The sequence below is a fragment of the Salegentibacter agarivorans genome (assembly GCF_900113135.1).
GTDB classification, from domain to species: Bacteria; Bacteroidota; Bacteroidia; order Flavobacteriales; family Flavobacteriaceae; genus Salegentibacter; species Salegentibacter agarivorans.
Genome location: NZ_FOOH01000004.1, coordinates 16,614 through 35,718 on the forward strand (window position 1 = coordinate 16,614; position 19,105 = coordinate 35,718).

Consider the following 19,105-nt stretch of genomic DNA (forward strand, 5'->3'; position numbering starts at 1 on the left):
TATAATGAGTAGAACATGTAAAGCTGCATTAGCTAAAGGAGATGGGAGCTTTTCCATTGAGACCATTGAGGTTGCGGACCCCAAACATGATGAAGTTCTGGTTGCGGTGAAAGCAGCAGGATTATGTCATACAGATCACGATTCCCTGAACTGGGGTAAACCCATAATCATGGGACATGAAGGAGCAGGTATTGTCGAAGCTGTTGGCGATGAGGTAAAGAATATCAAAGTCGGGGACAAAGTAATTCTCAATTGGGCAACACCCTGCGGTGAGTGTTTCCAGTGCAAGCAAAAGAATGAACATATTTGCGAGAATAATTCTCCAGTAGTGGCAGGAGCGAATGGTTATACTCCAGGACATGCACACCTGGAAGGCAGTTTATGGAAAGGTGAACCTATTATTCGGTCCTTTAATATTGGAACCCTTTCAGAATTTACGCTGGTAAAAGAATCTGCCGTTGTAAAAAATACATCTCAACAAATGTCGTTTGATGCCGCGAGTATTATTAGTTGCGGGGTAATGACAGGTTTTGGCTCTGTGGTTAATACGGCTAAAGTACCTGAAGGAGCTTCGAGCGTGGTGTTGGGTACCGGTGGTGTTGGACTAAATGTTATTCAGGGTTTAAAAGTTTCCAAAGCTTCTAAAATTATAGCAATAGATATCAATCCCCACAGGCTGGAAATGGCCGTTGAATTTGGGGCTACCCACACCATTCTGGCTGATAAGAATGATACTGGTCTTCTGAAAGCTTCAGATAAGGTTAAAGAACTAACTAATGGCCGAGGTGCCGATTTTGCCTTTGAATGTACCGCTATTCCCGAATTGGGTGCTGCCCCTCTGGCAATGGTAAGGAATGCAGGCACTGCTGTACAGGTGAGTGGAATAGAACAGGAAGTACTTATAGACATGAGCCTTTTTGAATGGGACAAAATTTATATAAATCCGCTCTACGGAAAATGTAATCCCCAAACCGATTTTCCGGTAATTATAGATCATTATCAAAACGGTGATCTAAAATTAAATGAAATGATTACCAGAACTTATTCTCTGGAGAATTTGCAACAAGCTTTTAGTGATATGTTAAGTGGTAAAAATGCCAAAGGAGTAATAACATTTAAATAGATGATGAAAAATATTGTATTAGCCTTTTTTATGCTTTATGCGTTTACTGGCAACACACAGGAAAGAGAAATCCAAAATTTGGATCATTGGAAATTTATTGATGAAGACGCAGGCAACTTTTCCAAAAAAGATTTTGATGATTCAAACTGGAATAAAGTTAATCTTCCTCATGATTGGGCCATTGAAGGAGAATTTGATTTTGCGCATGATATTCAGCTAACCATGGTCATCCAAGATGGAGAAAGAAAACCTGATTATCGGAATGGTAGGACTGGGGCATTACCTTTTATTGGTATTGGCTGGTACAGAACAAACATCGATATTACCGCTTCAGAGTTGAATACCAGAAAAATACAATTGCTATTTTGCGGTGCCATGAGTAGTTCCCAGTTATTCATAAATGGTGTCCATGTTGGAGATCGCCCCAATGGTTACATCCCGTTTTATTATGATATTACCCCTTTTCTAAAAGAAGGGGAAAATACTATTGCCATTAGATTGGAAAATTTCAACAGCCAGTCCCGATGGTATCCTGGAGCCGGTCTTTATCGTGAAGTATCCCTCATAAAAACCAATAAGACTCATATTAAAACCTGGGGAACTTTTGTAACCACACCAGAAGTTTCAGAAAATTCTGCTACCGTGAATTGCCAGATTGATATTTCAGGAAATGGGGAATTTCAGCTGAAAAATGAAATTTTAGACAATCAAAATTCTGTAGTTGCCTCAGAAACAGATAAACTAAGTATACATAATGGACAATTAACCAACGTTTCCTTTAAAATTGAAGATCCAAAACTTTGGGATATAGAGTCTCCTATTCTTTATAAAATGAAAACTACCATTCTCAAAGGAGGGGTAGTAATAGATGACTACATTACACCTTTCGGAATTCGAAAAATCGAATTTAAAGTTGACGGATTTTATTTAAATGGTAAAAGAATACAGTTCCAGGGTGTAAACATGCATCATGATCTGGGTCCTATAGGTGCAGCTTTTTATCCCAACTTATTTGAACGACAGGTGAAAAAACTGAAGAAAATGGGAGTAAATGCCATACGTTTCTCTCATAACCCTCCTGCCTCTAAAGCTTTGGATATTTGCGATGAATATGGAATACTAGCTATAGATGAGGCTTTTGACGAATGGCAGATTGGTAAAGTAAGGAACGGTTACTCCAAACATTTTGATGATTGGGCTGAAAAGGATCTAACCAATATGATCCTTAGGGATAGAAATCATCCTAGTGTAATCATGTGGAGCATTGGAAATGAAATAATGGAACAATACAAACGTGATCCTAATGATATTACCTCCTATCTCAATACTATTGTAAAATCCCTTGATACCACTCGTGCGACTACAGCTGGCTTTAATTCTGCCAGAAATGCTCTGGAAAGCGGTATGGCACTAACGGTTGATGTGGCTGGGTTTAATTATAAACCAGGTATTTATGGCGCTATTCGAGCGAATTATCCTGATCTTAAGTTTTACGCAAGTGAAACCGGTGGATCGGTAAGCACACGAAATAGCTACAAATTTCCCGTTGTTTTTGATACAATTCATGATAAAAGGGGTGCTTCATTAAATACTACAGTTTATCCTGATGGGCAACCGGGTAATTTTGAATATACCAATGTTCCCTGGGGTTATCCTCCTGTTAAAGAATTTGCTTCTTTGGAAAAGAACCAAACAGTATATGGGGAGTTTGTCTGGACAGGTTATGATTATCTTGGCGAGCCTTCGCCCTATCATAATGCACAAGCACGCAGCTCTTATTTTGCTCCCATTGACATAGTAGGTTTGGAAAAAGACAAATTTTACTTATACCAGTCCCATTGGCAAAATAAAAAGGAAGTTCTTCATTTTTTTCCGCACTGGACCTGGCCGGAATTAGAACAGAAAGAAATTCCGGTAGTCTGTTATACAACCTATCCTAAGGCCGAACTTTTTGTGAATGGTAAAAGTTATGGTATTAAAACCAAAGAACCCTTAAAAGAACTTTCGTTTGAGACCAGTAATCTCTCCAGAGAAGCATCAGGGGGTGGAACCTGGGATTTATTAAAAGCCTATGCCCTGGTTTGGAAAGATGTCCATTATGAACCAGGTGAAATAAAAATTGTAGCATATGATGAAAATGGAAAGACTGTAGCTACTGAAATTAAGAATACAGCCGGTAAACCTGCCAAAATTGAAATACAGCCGGAAGAAACAACAATTAAGAATGGTGAGGTTGGGGTCTATGTGATATCTGTTGTAGATGAAGATGGCAACCTCTGTCCCCAATACCAAGAAAGCATTGATATAAATGTTAGCGGTGCGGGTGATTTCATGGCCTGTGGGAATGGAGATCCCACAAACCTGGAAACATTTACGAAACCTGAGAGAAAATTATTCAGGGGGCAGGCGGTAATTTATGTAAAAGGTACTTCGTCCGGAATTATAAATCTAAGTGTTTCTTCAGGTAAAATGCAGCATACAAATCATGATTTAAAAGTCAACTAATATGGCTTCAAAATTTAGAACAACTGAGATTTCCAATCCTGAATTTGAAAGCAATAATTTAAGGTTCATTACGATAAAAACCCCTAACCTCGAAGGTCGTGGAGATATCTGTGTATTTGTGCCAAACGTTCAAAACCTCAAGAATATCCCAATAATAACACTAATGCACGGAGTGTACGGCAGTGCCTGGATATGGGGACACAAAGCAGGAGTACACTTTACCGCTCAAAAGATGATAGACAGTGGTAAGATAAAACCGGTGATCATTGCTATGCCGTCAGATGGGCTTTGGGGTGATGGTTCGGGATATCTGCCTCATAATAATAAGAACTTTGAAAAATGGATTGTAGATGATGTAGTAAACGCAGTTATCGAAAATATTGAAATAGCCAGCAATAATTCAGATCTTTTTATTGCTGGTTTATCTATGGGCGGATACGGAGCCTTAAGGCTGGGCGCAAAATATGCAACCAGATATAAAGCCATATCAGGTCATTCTTCGATCACTAATACTACTCAAATGCATTTATTCGTGGAGGAAAATGAAAAGCACTATGCCCAAAATGGTAAGAAAGAAGAAGGTGTTTTTGAAATGATGTTAGAGCATAAAAATGAGCTGCCCCTAATAAGATTTGACTGTGGTAAAGATGATTTATTGATTGAACATAACAGGAAACTTCATAAAAAATTAACCAAAGCCAATATAAAACACATTTATACAGAATTTGAAGGTACCCATGAATGGAGTTATTGGCAGGAACATATAAAAGACACATTGTTATTTTTTAACCTTCATTATTAGAGTTAAAAAAGCCTCAAAGTTCAGGATTAATCTTTCATTATCAAGCATTGCTATTTTGTCTCCCAAAAAATTTATGGCCCTTTTTCGAAATATCCCAATATTTTAAATGGATAAAAACCATCTGTGCTATGCTAATACACATTTGTTTTGCCAGTTAATAATTATCTTTTTCAATTTTACGATCACAATTTTTAAGAAAATTATTATTCTCATTGCCAGATATACTTACAACTTTAGTCAGTTAAAAATTTCTGGATTAAATTATTAAAACGAACAATTCACATGAAAAATATCCTGGTAATTTTCATTTTAATATTTTGTTTTGCGTGTAAAAATCCTGATGAAAAAACTGCAAAAGGAACTTCAGTCAAACCTAATATCGTTTTTATTTTCACCGATGATCAGGCCTCAAGAACTATAAGTTCTCTAGGAAATCACGAAATAATAACGCCAAATTTAGACCGCCTGGTAAAAACTGGTTCATCATTTACCAATGCGTACAATATGGGAGCATGGAATGGTGCCGTATGTGTTGCATCAAGATCTATGATGATCTCAGGACGAACAGTCTGGAACGCAAAAGAAATTAGTGAAGATTGGAGCAGGAAAGATTCGATTTCAATGAACCAAACCTGGGGTCAATTAATGCACAGTGGTGGATATAATACTTTTATAACTGGTAAGTGGCATGTAAATATTCCGCCAAAAAAGGTATTTGACAGTATTAGTAATATTAAACCAGGGATGGCTGGTGATAACTGGGATTTTAAAAAAATGCAGGGACTCGCTGACGATATTGATGCTGGCAATGTAGATCTGGACGAGGTGATGCCGGTGGGATATAACAGACCAAAAAATGTAAAGGATACTACGTGGAAACCTTACGACACTACCAATGGAGGCTATTGGAAAGGCGGTAGGCACTGGAATCTTGTATTGAAAGATGACGCCACTTCCTTCATAAAGTCGGCTACCGGGGAAGAAAAACCATTTTTTATGTATGTTGCCTCAAACGCTCCACATGATCCAAGGCAGGCACCTAAGGAATATCTGGACATGTACCCATTAGATAATATAAGCCTTCCTGAAAACTGGCTACCGGAATATCCTTTTAAAAATGCCATAAAAAATGGACCTTCATTAAGAGATGAGGCTCTAGCTCCCTATCCCAGAACCTCATACGCTATTAAAACTCATATCCGGGAGTATTATGCCAGCATTACTTATCTGGATAAACAAATAGGTGATATTTTAGATGCACTGGAAGAAAGCGGAGAAATGAAGAATACCTATATCTTCTTTACATCAGATCACGGTCTTTCTTTAGGTGAGCATGGATTGTTGGGCAAACAGAGTCTTTTTGAATCCAGTATGAAAGCTCCGCTAATTATTGTTGGGCCGCATATACCTAAAAATAAGAAAGTGGACACTCCGGTGTACGTACAGGATGTGATGCCTTCCACCTTAGAAGCCGCCAGTATTGAAAAACCGGAATATGTAGATTTCAAATCTTTAATAAGTCTGGCCCAGGGTACTAAAAATGTTGAGCATTACGACGCTATCTATGGTGCTTATCTTGATGTTGAGCGAAGTATTCGAAAAGGGAATCTAAAACTAATCTTATATCCTGAAATTAGTAAAGGTTTACTTTTTGATTTAGAAAAGGATCCGAATGAAATGAATAATTTATTTGATAACTCCGACTATCAGAACAAAGTCAAAAGTGCATTCATCAGTCTGGTGAAATTGCAGGATTCCCTAAACGATCCCTTAGACCTTAGAGAATATTATCCCGAATTAAGTAAAAATGCAAATCTTTAGAAACCTTATGCCATATTTTTTTTTAAACAGCTATATGAAGAAGAAAAGAATAAATCCAGTTATTATTATCATTTTGGTAATGCTTCCTTTGCTTGAAAGTTGCAAAACAAATTCGCCTGTGAAGGTTACAACACAATCTCAAATAGAAAAGCCAAACATCGTATATATAATGGCCGATGACCATACCACGCAGGCTTTTGGAATATACGGCAGCAGGCTGGCGCAGTTAAACCCCACCCCGGTGCTGGATAGTTTGGCCCGTAGTGGGATGATCTTTGACAATGTTTTTGTAAACAATTCCATCTGTGTGCCAAGCCGGGCTGCAATTCTTACAGGTCAACGCGCCCAGACCAATGGCGTTATAGACCTGGAAGGGACACTGCCCCCTGAAAAACAATATTTACCCAAAGAAATGGGCAAACTGGGGTACCAAACCGCCATCGTGGGAAAATGGCACTTGCATGACGAGCCCGCGGCTTTCGATTATTATAAAGTATTGCCCGTACAGGGAAAATATTTTGATCCAGACTTTAGGGTACAGGGCAAAAAACCCTGGCCACAAAATGTGGTGCAAACAAAGGGTCATTCTTCAGATATCATTACAGATATTAGTTTAGACTGGTTAAAAAATAAACGTGACCCAAACAAGCCCTTTTTCCTGATGCACCATTTTAAAGCGCCGCACGATGATTTTGAATATGCCCCTAGGTATGAAAACTATTTAAAACATGCTTTTATCCCGGAACCGGCCAGTATGTATTACAATGCCAATAATGGTTCCGTCGCCACAAGGGGTGCTCAGGATTCGCTTACCAGAATTATAGGTTCATCGGTTTCCAAAAGGAACCTGGTAAGGAACCAGGCCATGAACATTTATCCCGAAAAGGATATTTATAAAAATTACCGGGAAGCCAAAGATGTTGATGTCAGTGAGCACATCCCATTTAAATTGGATGCGGAACAACGAAAATATAGCAGTGCTGTTTACCAGGACTACCTTAAAAAATACCTTCGGGCAGTAAAAGGGGTGGATGATAATGTAAAACGACTACTTGATTACCTGGAGGAAGAAGGCTTATTGGAAAATACCATTATCGTTTATACGGGGGACCAGGGTTTTATGCTCGGTGAACACGATTATATAGATAAACGCTGGATGTACGAAGAATCTATGCGAATGCCATTTTTTGTCCGTTATCCAAAGTCCGTACAACCTGGCAGCCGTACCAACGCCATTATAAACAATACCGATTTTGCACCTACCCTTATAGAACTTGCCGGTGGTGAAGAACCGGGTTATATGCAGGGCCACAGTTTTAAAACGATTTTGGAAACCGGTGAAGAACCCGAGGACTGGCAGGATGCCACCTACTACCGATACTGGATGCACATGGCGCACAAACATGCAAACCCCGCGCATTTTGGGATCCGTACCAAAGATTTTAAGCTGATTTTCTTTTATGGAAAATACTGGGTAGATACAGATGATCCCAATGCTACCTGGAACAAACAGAGTTGGGGTAACGATTTTACCCGGCACACCCCGGTGGCCTGGGAATTCTATGACCTGCGCAATGATCCTTATGAAATGAACAATGCCTATGACGATCCATATTACCAGGATATTATTTCCAATTTAAAAATCAGGTTGAAAGATCTAAGGGAGGAGCTCAACGAAACCGATGAGGATTACCCGCATATTCAGGAAATTATAGATAAGCACTGGAATGAATAAAGTTTAGATTAATGTTTGATTAGCCTTGGGGAACAATTGTTCCCCCTTTTTTCAAAAAAAGATACCATAATGAAAATCAAAATCCTATTAGTAACTACCCTACTTGGTTTTTTACGTATTTATCCTCTAAACGCACAGGAATTAAACGATCGGGAAAACCCTGCCGTTATTGGCATTAATAAACTTCCTGCAAGAGCAACTATGTATTCCTTTTCCGATAAAGAAAAGGCTTTAAAATTGACAAAGGAAAATTCAGATCGCGTAAAATCATTAAATGGCACCTGGCAATTTAATTTTTCCGCTATGCCTTCTTCAGTTCCGGAAAATTTCCTGAGTGAAAATTTTAATGAATGGACCAAGATTCAGGTTCCAACAAATTGGGAAATGCAGGGTTTTGGAATGCCTATCTATACCAATTCCCAACATCCATGGGGAACTAACGACTATCCCAATATTCCCGAAGATAACAATCCCGTAGGTATCTATAAAAGGACATTCACTGTGCCCCAGGATTGGAAAAATATGGATGTGCGTATCCATTTTGGAGGAGTGACGTCAGCATTTTACCTGTATATAAACGGACAAAAAGTGGGGTATAGCCAGGGAAGCAAATTACCCGCAGAATTTGATATTACGCCATATCTACGCAAAGGAGAAAACTCGGTAGTTGCCAAAGTCTACCGTTGGTCTGATGGCTCCTACATGGAAGCACAGGATCATTGGAAGCTAAGCGGTATTCACCGGGATGTTCTATTAATGGCTGAACCAAAAACTTCCATCTCAGATTTCTTTGTAAGGACTGATCTGGATAATCAGTATAAAGACGCGAGCTTAATCATAAAACCCTCTATTAAAACTTCGGAAAAAACCGATTATAAAAATTGGCAATTAACAGCCGAATTATTTGATGCCGAGGGAAAACAAATAGCTCAGCAAACGATCCCCCTTTCAGAAATAACCAATTACAGGTATTCGCAGCGATGGACTGAAAAATTTGACTTTTTCAATATCCCAATTTCGAATCCTAAGAAATGGACTGCGGAAACCCCGAATCTTTATACACTTACTCTGAGTCTACAAGATTCGAATTCAGAAATTACCGAAGTAAAAAGCACCCGGGTAGGCTTTAGAAAATATGAAACCAAAGATGGGGTCTTTCTAGTAAATGGACAGCCCGTAAAAATTTATGGGGTAAATCGTCATGATCATAACGCACAAACAGGTAAAACGGTTAGTTATGAAAATATGAAACGAGATGTTGAACTCCTAAAACTATATAATTTTAATGCGGTAAGAACCAGCCACTATCCAAATAACCCGGAATTTTATGACCTTTGTGATGAGTACGGGATTTACGTAATGGACGAGGCCAATATAGAATCCCATGGTTTACGGGGCGAATTGACCAATGATCCCGCATGGGGAAATGCTTTCTTGGAACGAATGATAAGGATGGTGGAAAGGGATAAAAACCATCCCAGTATATTTTCCTGGTCACTGGGAAATGAGTCTGGACTTGGCCCTTTGCATGGCGCTCTTTCAGGCTATACAAAATATATGGATCCAGACCGTCTGGTTCATTACGAAGGAGCCAATGGTGGTGGCGGAAAGCTTTCACCACAAAGCAAGAATACACCGGAAGACCCATATGATATGGTAGATTTCGTTAGCCGTATGTATCCCACCCCACAGGAAATGATAGAGATGGATGCTTCCCAAACTGGCATCAATCCATTATTTGCCATAGAATATTCCCATGCAATGGGTAACTCCAATGGAGGCCTAAAGGATATTTGGGAAATCATACATGCCAGTCCACGGTGGGCGGGTGGTTTTATCTGGGACTGGATGGACCAGGGGATTTTAGAAGAAAAAGACGGTTGCGAACAATATGTGTATGGTGGTTACTTTGGGGAACCTTATCATGACGGAAATTTTAATATCAACGGGATCATCAATTCAGACCAAACGGTAAAACCGGTGATGTATGAATGCAAGTATATTTTTCAACCTTTTATTTTCGAAACTTTCAATGCTGAAAAAAATACGATAGAAATCCTGAAACGAAGAAAGTTCTCACAATGGAAAGATTATGAATTTTCTTATGAAATCCTGGAAGATGGTCTTGCAATTGCTCAGGGTAAAATTGTTGATGAAGAAAATATCACAGAAGAATCTCATATTTTCAAATTAGATTATAATTATCCGAATCAGGAAGGAAAAGAATACCATTTAAACGTTTATGCAAAATTAAAAACAGCTACAGAATGGGCAGAAAGAGGATACGTGCTGGCTCAGGAACAGTTTCCCCTCCCAGCAACTTCCAGCAGCTTAAAATTTCCCGAGGAACAGGGAGAAAAAATTAACATTAAAAAACAGGAGGCTAAATTTATTATTGGAAATGCCGATTTTAAGGTAGTTTTTGATACAGAAGCAGGTAGCTTGGAAAAATTCAGCTTTCAGAATGAAACTTTAATTACAAATCCTGTCAAACCCAATTTTTGGAGGGCGATGACCGATAATGACCGTCTGGGCTGGCATACCGATCAAAATTTGAAATTCTGGAAAAATGCGACCGAAAATCAAAACTTGCTAAAAATTAAGGAAGAGAAAATTGATGATCATACTATTATTATACATACCTATCATCAACTTGCAGATGGCAGTGCCAGCCAGCATACAATATATACTATTAACTCCGACGCCAGTATCGCAATAACCAGCGAACTCTCTGCCAGCAATCATCTACCATGGATACCTAGGATTGGAATAAAATTAGGCCTGACCACTTCCCTATCAAACATTAAATGGTTTGGTAAAGGTCCACATGAAAATTATAATGATCGTAGTGAAGGCGCCTTCTTAGGCCAGTATAGCAGCAGTCTGGAAGAATTCTCTACCTCATATGTTTATCCCCAGGCAAACGCCAACCGCATGGAGACACGCTGGGTTGAATTTAGAGATGAAAATGAGAAAGGTCTCAAAATAACGGGCAGTTTATTTGAGTTTAGTGCTTACCCTTATTCTAATGAGAACTTAGAAAAAGCTACCTATACCTGTGAATTAAAAAACAGCAATTATATTACACTTAATTTAGATCATAAGCAAATGGGTGTTGGAGGTTTTAATTCCTGGAGCTGGAAAGCTGCACCTTTGGAAAAATATCGAATTCCAGCGGGGGATTATATTTATAAAATTAAAATAATGCCCATAGGATTTTAAATTTATCCACATTACTATCGTGAAAATCAAAAGTTATATTTAGCACGAATTTAAAAGGATTTCACTGGTTCGGGAAAAAAGTAGTGAATTAAAGTGTTTTTTTAAAAAATGGTTACTTAAAGAACTCAAGTAAATATCTTACCTTTTGGTTGAATTTCTGAGAATAATGTACTTTTACACCCTTCACAATGGATAATAGAATTGGTTATACATAGCTAGATATTTAGCGAATTCTCTCAGTACGCCTCACTTAATTGTAAATAAAAGTGAGTTGGATGTATTATTTATGTAATTGCAAGGATGAATAAAATTTTAAAACTTTGGATTGATGTTAGTCTTCATATTTTATTAAACCAATATACAATTCACTTATAATTTTGTTTTTGCCCCACTATCACGAGTCTCGTTATATAGTTTAAAAAGTGTGGCCACCTTTTCTTTATATTTTGGATCTGAAATTAAATTTTCACTTTCACGTTCTTCAACATTATCTTCAAGGTTAAAAAGTGCCGAAGGGGTTCTTGTCATTCCTGTTTTATCTTTTTTATCAAAGTCAATAATCAACTTCCATCCATCTTTGATGATAATACCTTCTTTACCTGTCCCTGCTTGAAGCATCAGGAATGGGTGAACATTTTCATCACTTTCACCTAATAGAATGGGCAATAAACTTGCTGAATCTTTAACCACATCAGCATCTAAATCCTGGTTGGTTATATCTGCTAAAGTTGATAATATATCAATCCCAATAATCGGAACATCTGAAGTAGAATTCGCTTTTATCGTACCGGGCCACGATGCAAAAAACGGCACTCTATGACCGCCTTCATAAGGCTGGTTTTTACCCCCTCTGTAAATATCATTAGATTCGTGTCCAGATCTTGAAGTTTCCTTTCTTTGTAGGCCACCGTTATCTGAAGTAAAAATGATAATTGTATTATCATAAATCCCCCTATCTTTTAAAGTTTGAACAAGCATTTCCATTTGAATATCAAGTTCTTTCACCATGTCCAGATGGCTAGAAGGCGTTGTGCCTGCCACACGTTTGTTATTGAGTTTATCTGAAGGGGTATGAGGTAAATGTACCGCTAAAGAGCAGTAGTACATAAAGAAAGGAGAGTCTTGCCTTTGAATGAAATCAATCGCCTTATTCACCAATAAAGGCCCCATATGATGCGGATTCCAGGCGGAGTCACCCAATCCTTCATCTTTATCCAAGGTAACACCTATACGATCCATCTTATCTTGTGTGATTAAATCAATTTTAGAATCATCAGTTAACGGCATCCATTTTTGGTTTTCATAAACCGCATAGGGCACATCCTGAATTCCTGAGGGATAGGTAATACTATAATCAAACCCATTCTCGATGGGTCCCCGACCGGCTATTTGTTTAATATCCACATCCAACTCCAATTTAGAGCGATCACCTCTATATATTTTTGTTGTGTCGCCTTTTCTATAAAAGTCCATACCAAAACCCCATTTTCCAAAAAATCCCGTGCTATAACCGGCATTCTTCATCACTTTGCCTAGGGTCAACTGATCGGTTTTTACAGGAGATTGCTGATACGCACCCCAAACACCCCAGGGTGCATAACTTCTGTAACTATTATTTCCCGTCATTACCGCATAACGTGTCGGAGCACATAAAGCTGCTGGAGAATGTGCATTGGTAAACAGCATGCCTGATTTAGCTAGCTTATCCAAGGTTGGTGTTTTTAAAATAATATTATTAGAATGCATTTTTCTGTAATGTGATATATCTCCTATACCAATATCATCTGCCAAGACAACAATCACATTTGGTTTTTGCTGAGCGTAAATATTTACCGTACAAATCAGGCTTACTATAATTAGAATACTTTTTATCATTTTAATTAGTTTTTTATTGAATATGTATTGAACTAAGAAGTAGGGTTAACTTCTTATATTTGAGAACATATACAACTAATATGGTAGAAGATATGTTCTTAATTTATGCGGAATTATCCAAGTGAATGTTTCTTCAAAACTTAAATAGCGCTATATCCTGATTTTCATAGAATAGAAAATGCTATACTATTCCTAAGAAAGATTATTTCAATCTAATTAATATTTCCTCTGGCGTTGCTGCACCAAGTTTGTGGCTTAATTCTCCTGGTGAAGAATTCCCAACAGTAATGTTGTATTGCCCTTTTATCCAAGCCTTTTCTCCTTTCTTATTGAAGTATTTAAGATCTTCAGGATTTAGCGTAAAGCTTAGTTTTGAGGTTTTACCCTTATCAAGATTAATACGTTGAAAAGCCTTTAAACTTTTTAAGGGTAAGTTTTCTGTATTATTAATAGGGCTTATGTAAACCTGAACCACTTCTTCTATATCATAATCACCGCTATTTGATACTTCAATGTTTATTTCGAGGCTATCATCTTTTTTAAGCGTATTCCTATTTACTACTAGGTTTTTAAAGTTTGTGTCTGAATAAGTCAGCCCAAAGCCAAATGAATATTCAGGATCTTCAGTCATGTATTTGTAAGTTCTTCCTTGCATGGAATAATCTTCGTAGGGTGGTAATTGCTCTACACTTTTCGGAAAGGTGATTGGTAAATGCCCTGAAGGAGATATATTTCCAAAAATTACATCCGCCACGGCATTACCCCCCTGTTCCCCTGGATACCAAATTTGAAGAATAGCATCGCAGTATTCTTCCAGACCTTCAAGGGATACTGGGCTTCCACTAGCAATTACTAATACTAATGGTCCTTTTTTATTTTCAATAATTTGTTTAACATAATCAACCTGATTTTTAGGTAGTTTTAGATCTACCTTATCTCCAACATTTTCTGCAGCTATGGCATCTACTTCCTCTCCTTCGCGATCTGCGGTAAGTCCCACTACACAAATAGTCACGTCTGATTCTGCAGCCACATTGGGAGCCCAGTTTTTTGAATTGATATTTTTATGAAATGGCAATGCGCCGCTTCTGTAATTAAGAGACGTGCCTGGAGAAACTACATTAGTCACTCCTTCAAGAATTGTAACCATCCCCGGGCTTACTCCATAATAACTCCCCATCAACATATCGTTAGAATTTGCAAATGGACCTGTTAAATAAGGCGTTTTGATATCTTTCTTCAGCGGCAGGATATTATTCTTATTTTTTAATAACACAATTGATTTCTGAGCAGCTTCCTTAGCCAGGGCAATATGTCTTTGATCATGAATATTTTCCGCGCCCAAATGACTGTATGGATTTTTTGTAGCGTCATCAAACATTCCCAATCTAAATCTGGTTTTAAAAAGCTGTTTAATTCTTTCATCAATCAAATCTTCATTAATAAGGCCCAGTTCTAATGCCTCTTTTAAACGAGAATAAGTAGAACCACAGTTAAGGTTAACTCCGGCTCTCAATGCTTCGGCTGCTGCTTTTTCTGGAGTATCAACATATTTCATTTTATATGACATTCCACCTATTGCACCACAATCTGAAGTTATATAACCATTAAAATTCCATTCGTCCCGTAATATATCCTGAATAAGAAAAGAACTTGCTGAGGAGGGCACCCCCAAAACGGCGTTATATGCAGTCATTACACCTTCTACCTTAGCATCTAACACCAGTGCTTTAAAGGCAGGCAAATAGGTTTCGTGCAGGTCTTGCAAACTAGGCTCTGCATTAAAGGTATGCCTAGACTTTTCTGGTCCCGAATGAACGGCAAAATGTTTTGCGCAAGCACCGGTTTTCAAGTAATGCTCGTTGTCACCTTGTAGTCCTCTCACAAAAGCCACTCCCATTTTTGATGTCAGATAGGGATCTTCTCCATAAGTTTCCTGTCCTCTTCCCCATCTGGGATCTCGAAAGATATTAACATTGGGTGTCCAGAAAGTTAAACCTGCGTATTTACCCCTATTTCCCATTTGCTGAGATAGTTTATACTTCGCTCTGGCTTCAGTAGAAATCGCAGAGGCAACCCTATGGGCCAGATCTGTATCAAATGTTGCAGCAAGTCCAATTGCCTGTGGAAAAATAGTCGATTTGCCATTTCTGGCCACACCGTGCAAAGCCTCATTCCACCAGTTATACTCAGGTACTTTTAATCTTGGTATCGCCGGAGCACTATTGGTCAATTGGCTTATTTTTTCATCTAAATTCATTTGAGATACAAGTAGTTCTACTCGTTCATCTAATGGCAGCTCTTCATCTAAAAAGGCAAAATCTGCTTCTTGAGAGACTCCTGGTTTATTGATTAGAAACAAACATACTAGAGCAATGGCTTTAATGATATATTTCATAAATATTATCTTTATTTTAAATAGGCCAATTGGGTACCTGGTACCTATTGATCTAATTTAAATATCTTTTCCAAAGGCAACCATTTTTGGCCATTTTCAGCCCAGGGTAATTTTTGCTGAAAAGTATCCATCAGCTTTTCCCATTCCTGCACCTTCGGATTAGTGGCATCCATTGCTGCTTTTTTTGCCGGGTCAAAAGTTTCATCGACTTCCATGATCATAAATAAGCGGTTGCCGGTAAGATAGATCTCCATATCTACAATGCCGGCATCTTTGATACTTGTAGTGATTTCTGGCCATGCATTACCACTGGCATGGTATTCTTTATATTTTTCTATAAGTTGTGGGTCATCCTTTAGATCACAGGAAAAACAAAATCTTCTAATATTGCTCATTCTCATCTACAATTAATTGGTTTGATACACTTTATAAACTTGTCTCCCATAAATACCGATTACTACAAAACATATCAACGGCAGTATAAAGGAAAAATTCACTTCAGGAACCCCAAAAATAAGGGTGTCTACATAGCCGGGGCCGCCCAAATCCAGGATATACCCCTGTAAATAAGGCATGAAAGCACCTCCCACTATAGCCATCACAAGGAAAGCTGCACCAAATTTGGCATCCTGTCCCTGTCCTTCCAAAGCAATTCCATAAATTGTGGGGAACATGATAGACATAAAAAATGAAACACCAACTAATGAGTAAAGCCCGGTCATTCCTCCCACGAAAATTGTTATTAGTGTCAGAATAAAAGCCCCAATGGCAAAATACATCAGTAGTTTACCCGGATTCACATAGCGCATTAAAGCGGTACCAACCGCACGGCCCACGAGAAATATAACAAGGGCGGCTGCTCCATAATAAACCGCTGTAGCATTGTCTATTCCTAAGGGTTCTGCATATTGATATATATAGGTCCAGCACATGATCTGAGCGCCCACATAAAATACCTGGGCAATTACCCCACCGGCAAATTTTTTACTTTTCCACAGTCTTTTTACAGAATCGAAAAAATTGACTTTTGCTTCCTGTTCATTATTCCTGGGCATTTTCATAATCCCTATTATTAGAAGAAAAACCAATACCACCCCTCCAAGGATCACATATGGGTTTCTTATGATCTCCAGGTCTGAAGTCCTGATGGCCGCTTTGGCAGTCTCCGAAAGTTGATCATAGATTACCTCGCCAGATTCTGTGGTATCATCAGATTGTAATGCGTCTAAAATAAAGCTCCTTGCTACCAGCAAGCCTGCGATAGAACCCACCGGATTAAAAGCCTGTGCCAGGTTTAGGCGTTGAGTGGCAGTCTCAGATGCACCCATAGCAAGAATATAGGGATTGGCCGTAGTCTCTAAAAATGCCAGCCCAAAGGTGAGTATATATAAGGCCACAAGAAAAAAACCAAAACTCTCATAGGCCGCCGCGGGAAAGAACAATAAAGCACCGGCAGCGTAAAGCGCCAGGCCTATCATGATCCCTTTTTTATATGAAAATTTATTTACAAAAAGAGCGGCTGGGATAGCCATGGTAAAGTATCCCCCATAGAATGCAGCCTGAACCAAAGAAGCCTGGGTATTTGACAGTTCCAGCACTTTTTTAAATGCCGAGACCATTGGATTGGTAATATCATTTGCAAAACCCCATAAAGCAAATAGGGAAGTAATCAGAATAAATGGGATGATTACCGACTTTGATACGACCGGAATATTTTTTATTTTATTCATTATCAGAATATTGAACTTTAGTCTTTATTTGATGCCCTCTATTACCAAAATACCTGTAATATCAGTTATTTTTAGCTAAGAAAATCTATCGTTTATTTATCCTTATTACGTATAGACAAAACACTATTGGTAATTTCATCGAAAATATCCTCTGGCAATTTACCCTCGTTCCATGCCGTAATTAAGTCTTCCAATTGGGCTTTCTTACTTGGTCCCACAACAACTCGATCGGCCTCTTCAATCGAAAATACATATCTAAAGGCCAATCTGGATATTGGAATATCATACTTTTTAGCAATATCCTTTGTCTTTAAGGCAGCATCTACATCTAAATTACTTATCCACTCATTGTTGGGTCGTTCTTCATCGTACATATCTAATCTTCGGCCCAATAATCCCATATGCAAGGCCGAGGCTGCATAATAGGCTATATTTTCCCTTTGGATTTGAGGAATATCTTTATCAAAGGCTGTTAAATTACAGGCGTCCAGTTTTAGGAAGCCAGATAGCACATCAAAATTCTCCTTTTTCATATAGGGATAAAAGTCTTTACTTGGATTACCTCCTATACCAAGCATCTTGACAATACCCTCTTTTTTAATAGCCTTTAAACAATCCAGGATTTCATCCATTTTTTCTATGGGAACCAAATGCGGTTCATGTAAAAACAATAAATCAATGCTATCTAATCCCAGAACTTCTAAACTTTCGTACACGCTTTTCCGCATAGTTTCTGGGGAGTAGTCTGTTATGCAGTCTTCGGCCTTATCTGCTCTTAAACGTCCTACCTTTGTACTAATAAATGGTTTTTCCCCAGACCATTCTTTCAATGCTTTGCCCAGGAAATATTGGGATTTATTATACGCTGGCGCAGTATCAAAAACCCTCACATTATTTTCTAAAGCATGTAACATGGCGCCTACTGCATCCTTTTCTTCAATCGGTCTCCATACGCCTCCCAGTCCCGAACAACCAAGCACTAAACGGCTCTGATTATTGAAAAATTGACTTTTTGTATGATCTCCCTTAATATATGTTGGCTTTGTTCTCATTTTAAATTAATTTAAAGATTATAAAATGCTTTCGCTGTTTCTCCCAATACCGCTTTCTGTTCTTCTATACCCAATTTGTCGGTATAGGTTTCCAATATTCCTTTTATTTCCGCATAGCTGCCCCCCAGTAAACATACCGGCCAGTCTGAACCAAACATGATACGTTCTGCCCCAAACCATTCAAAAATTACATCCAGATAAGGTACAAAATCATCATACTTCCAGGTATCGACATCAGCTTCGGTGACCATTCCCGAGACTTTGCAATACACATTAGCCTGGGCGGCCAGGGCTTTCATTTTTTCTCTCCACCCATCAATTTCTCCATTCTTTATATCCGGTTTGGCTATATGGTCTATCACAAATTTTTGCTTCGGAAACTTTTTTACTGTGGCCAGGGCCGCTTCCATTTGTGAAGGAAAAATGAGGATATCGTAGGTAAAGCCATATTTCTCTAAAAGAGCTATCCCTTTTTGAAAATCTGGACGTGTCATAAAACCTATATCAGGTTCATCCTGCACCACATGCCGAAAGCCTTTCAGTTTAATAAATTGTTTATAATACTCCAGTCTTTTTTCAAGTTCAGGAGATCTAATATCTATCCATCCTACCACCCCTTTTATAAACTCATTTTTATCGGCGAGTTCCAGCAGAAAATTGGTTTCTTCCTCGGTTTGATCGGCCTGTACCGCTACGCAACCCGATATAGCTTCTTTCTCGTATATGGGTTGAAGGTCCTCCGGTAAAAAATCTTTCTGAATCACCTTCATATCATCCCCAATCCAACTATGCTTTTCGGAATCATACTTCCAAAAATGCTGGTGGGCGTCAATTTTCATCAT

At 38.4% G+C, this 19,105-nt stretch carries 12 protein-coding genes; 6 read left to right on the plus strand and 6 right to left on the minus strand.

Annotation, left to right across the window (positions count from 1 at the left end; all coding sequences use genetic code 11):
* Nucleotides 1-4 precede the first annotated feature (4 nt).
* The 6 genes from BM084_RS04375 (at nucleotide 5) to BM084_RS04400 (ending at nucleotide 11,208) form a co-directional block, all read left to right on the plus strand.
* Nucleotides 5-1,123, plus strand: a complete 1,119-nt coding sequence (locus BM084_RS04375) for a Zn-dependent alcohol dehydrogenase (RefSeq protein ID WP_093303032.1) — start codon at nucleotides 5-7, stop codon at nucleotides 1,121-1,123.
* Entirely contained in the window at nucleotides 1,124-3,628 is a 2,505-nt protein-coding gene (locus BM084_RS04380; protein ID WP_093303035.1) for a glycoside hydrolase family 2 TIM barrel-domain containing protein, read from the plus strand.
* A gap of 1 nt (nucleotide 3,629) precedes the next feature.
* Nucleotides 3,630-4,430: an alpha/beta hydrolase gene (locus tag BM084_RS04385; RefSeq protein ID WP_093303037.1), complete on the plus strand. Its 801-nt coding sequence runs from the start codon at nucleotides 3,630-3,632 to the stop codon at nucleotides 4,428-4,430.
* A 282-nt stretch (nucleotides 4,431-4,712) separates the two neighbouring features.
* The gene (locus BM084_RS04390; protein WP_093303040.1) at nucleotides 4,713-6,251 is read left to right on the plus strand and encodes a sulfatase family protein; all 1,539 of its coding nucleotides are present in this window, start codon (nucleotides 4,713-4,715) and stop codon (nucleotides 6,249-6,251) included.
* A gap of 34 nt (nucleotides 6,252-6,285) precedes the next feature.
* Complete coding sequence (locus tag BM084_RS04395; RefSeq protein WP_093303296.1) at nucleotides 6,286-7,986, plus strand: sulfatase family protein; 1,701 nt, start codon at nucleotides 6,286-6,288, stop codon at nucleotides 7,984-7,986.
* Between the two features lie 69 nt (nucleotides 7,987-8,055).
* Nucleotides 8,056-11,208, plus strand: a complete 3,153-nt coding sequence (locus BM084_RS04400) for a glycoside hydrolase family 2 TIM barrel-domain containing protein (protein WP_093303298.1) — start codon at nucleotides 8,056-8,058, stop codon at nucleotides 11,206-11,208.
* A 369-nt stretch (nucleotides 11,209-11,577) separates the two neighbouring features.
* Here the strand turns inward: BM084_RS04400 and BM084_RS04405 are convergent, their stop codons facing one another.
* From BM084_RS04405 to BM084_RS04430, 6 genes are all read right to left on the minus strand, one after another.
* Nucleotides 11,578-13,083: a sulfatase family protein gene (locus tag BM084_RS04405; protein WP_093303042.1), complete on the minus strand. Its 1,506-nt coding sequence runs from the start codon at nucleotides 13,081-13,083 to the stop codon at nucleotides 11,578-11,580.
* A gap of 202 nt (nucleotides 13,084-13,285) precedes the next feature.
* Entirely contained in the window at nucleotides 13,286-15,481 is a 2,196-nt protein-coding gene (locus tag BM084_RS04410; protein ID WP_093303045.1) for a glycoside hydrolase family 3 C-terminal domain-containing protein, read from the minus strand.
* A 44-nt stretch (nucleotides 15,482-15,525) separates the two neighbouring features.
* The gene (locus BM084_RS04415) at nucleotides 15,526-15,876 is read right to left on the minus strand and encodes an L-rhamnose mutarotase (RefSeq protein WP_093303047.1); all 351 of its coding nucleotides are present in this window, start codon (nucleotides 15,874-15,876) and stop codon (nucleotides 15,526-15,528) included.
* Between the two features lie 12 nt (nucleotides 15,877-15,888).
* On the minus strand, nucleotides 15,889-17,211 hold the full coding sequence (gene fucP, locus BM084_RS04420; protein WP_093303050.1) for an L-fucose:H+ symporter permease: 1,323 nt from the start codon (nucleotides 17,209-17,211) through the stop codon (nucleotides 15,889-15,891).
* 92 nt (nucleotides 17,212-17,303) lie between these two features.
* On the minus strand, nucleotides 17,304-18,263 hold the full coding sequence (locus tag BM084_RS04425) for an aldo/keto reductase (protein WP_093303052.1): 960 nt from the start codon (nucleotides 18,261-18,263) through the stop codon (nucleotides 17,304-17,306).
* An 11-nt stretch (nucleotides 18,264-18,274) separates the two neighbouring features.
* Complete coding sequence (locus BM084_RS04430; protein ID WP_317040644.1) at nucleotides 18,275-19,105, minus strand: amidohydrolase family protein; 831 nt, start codon at nucleotides 19,103-19,105, stop codon at nucleotides 18,275-18,277.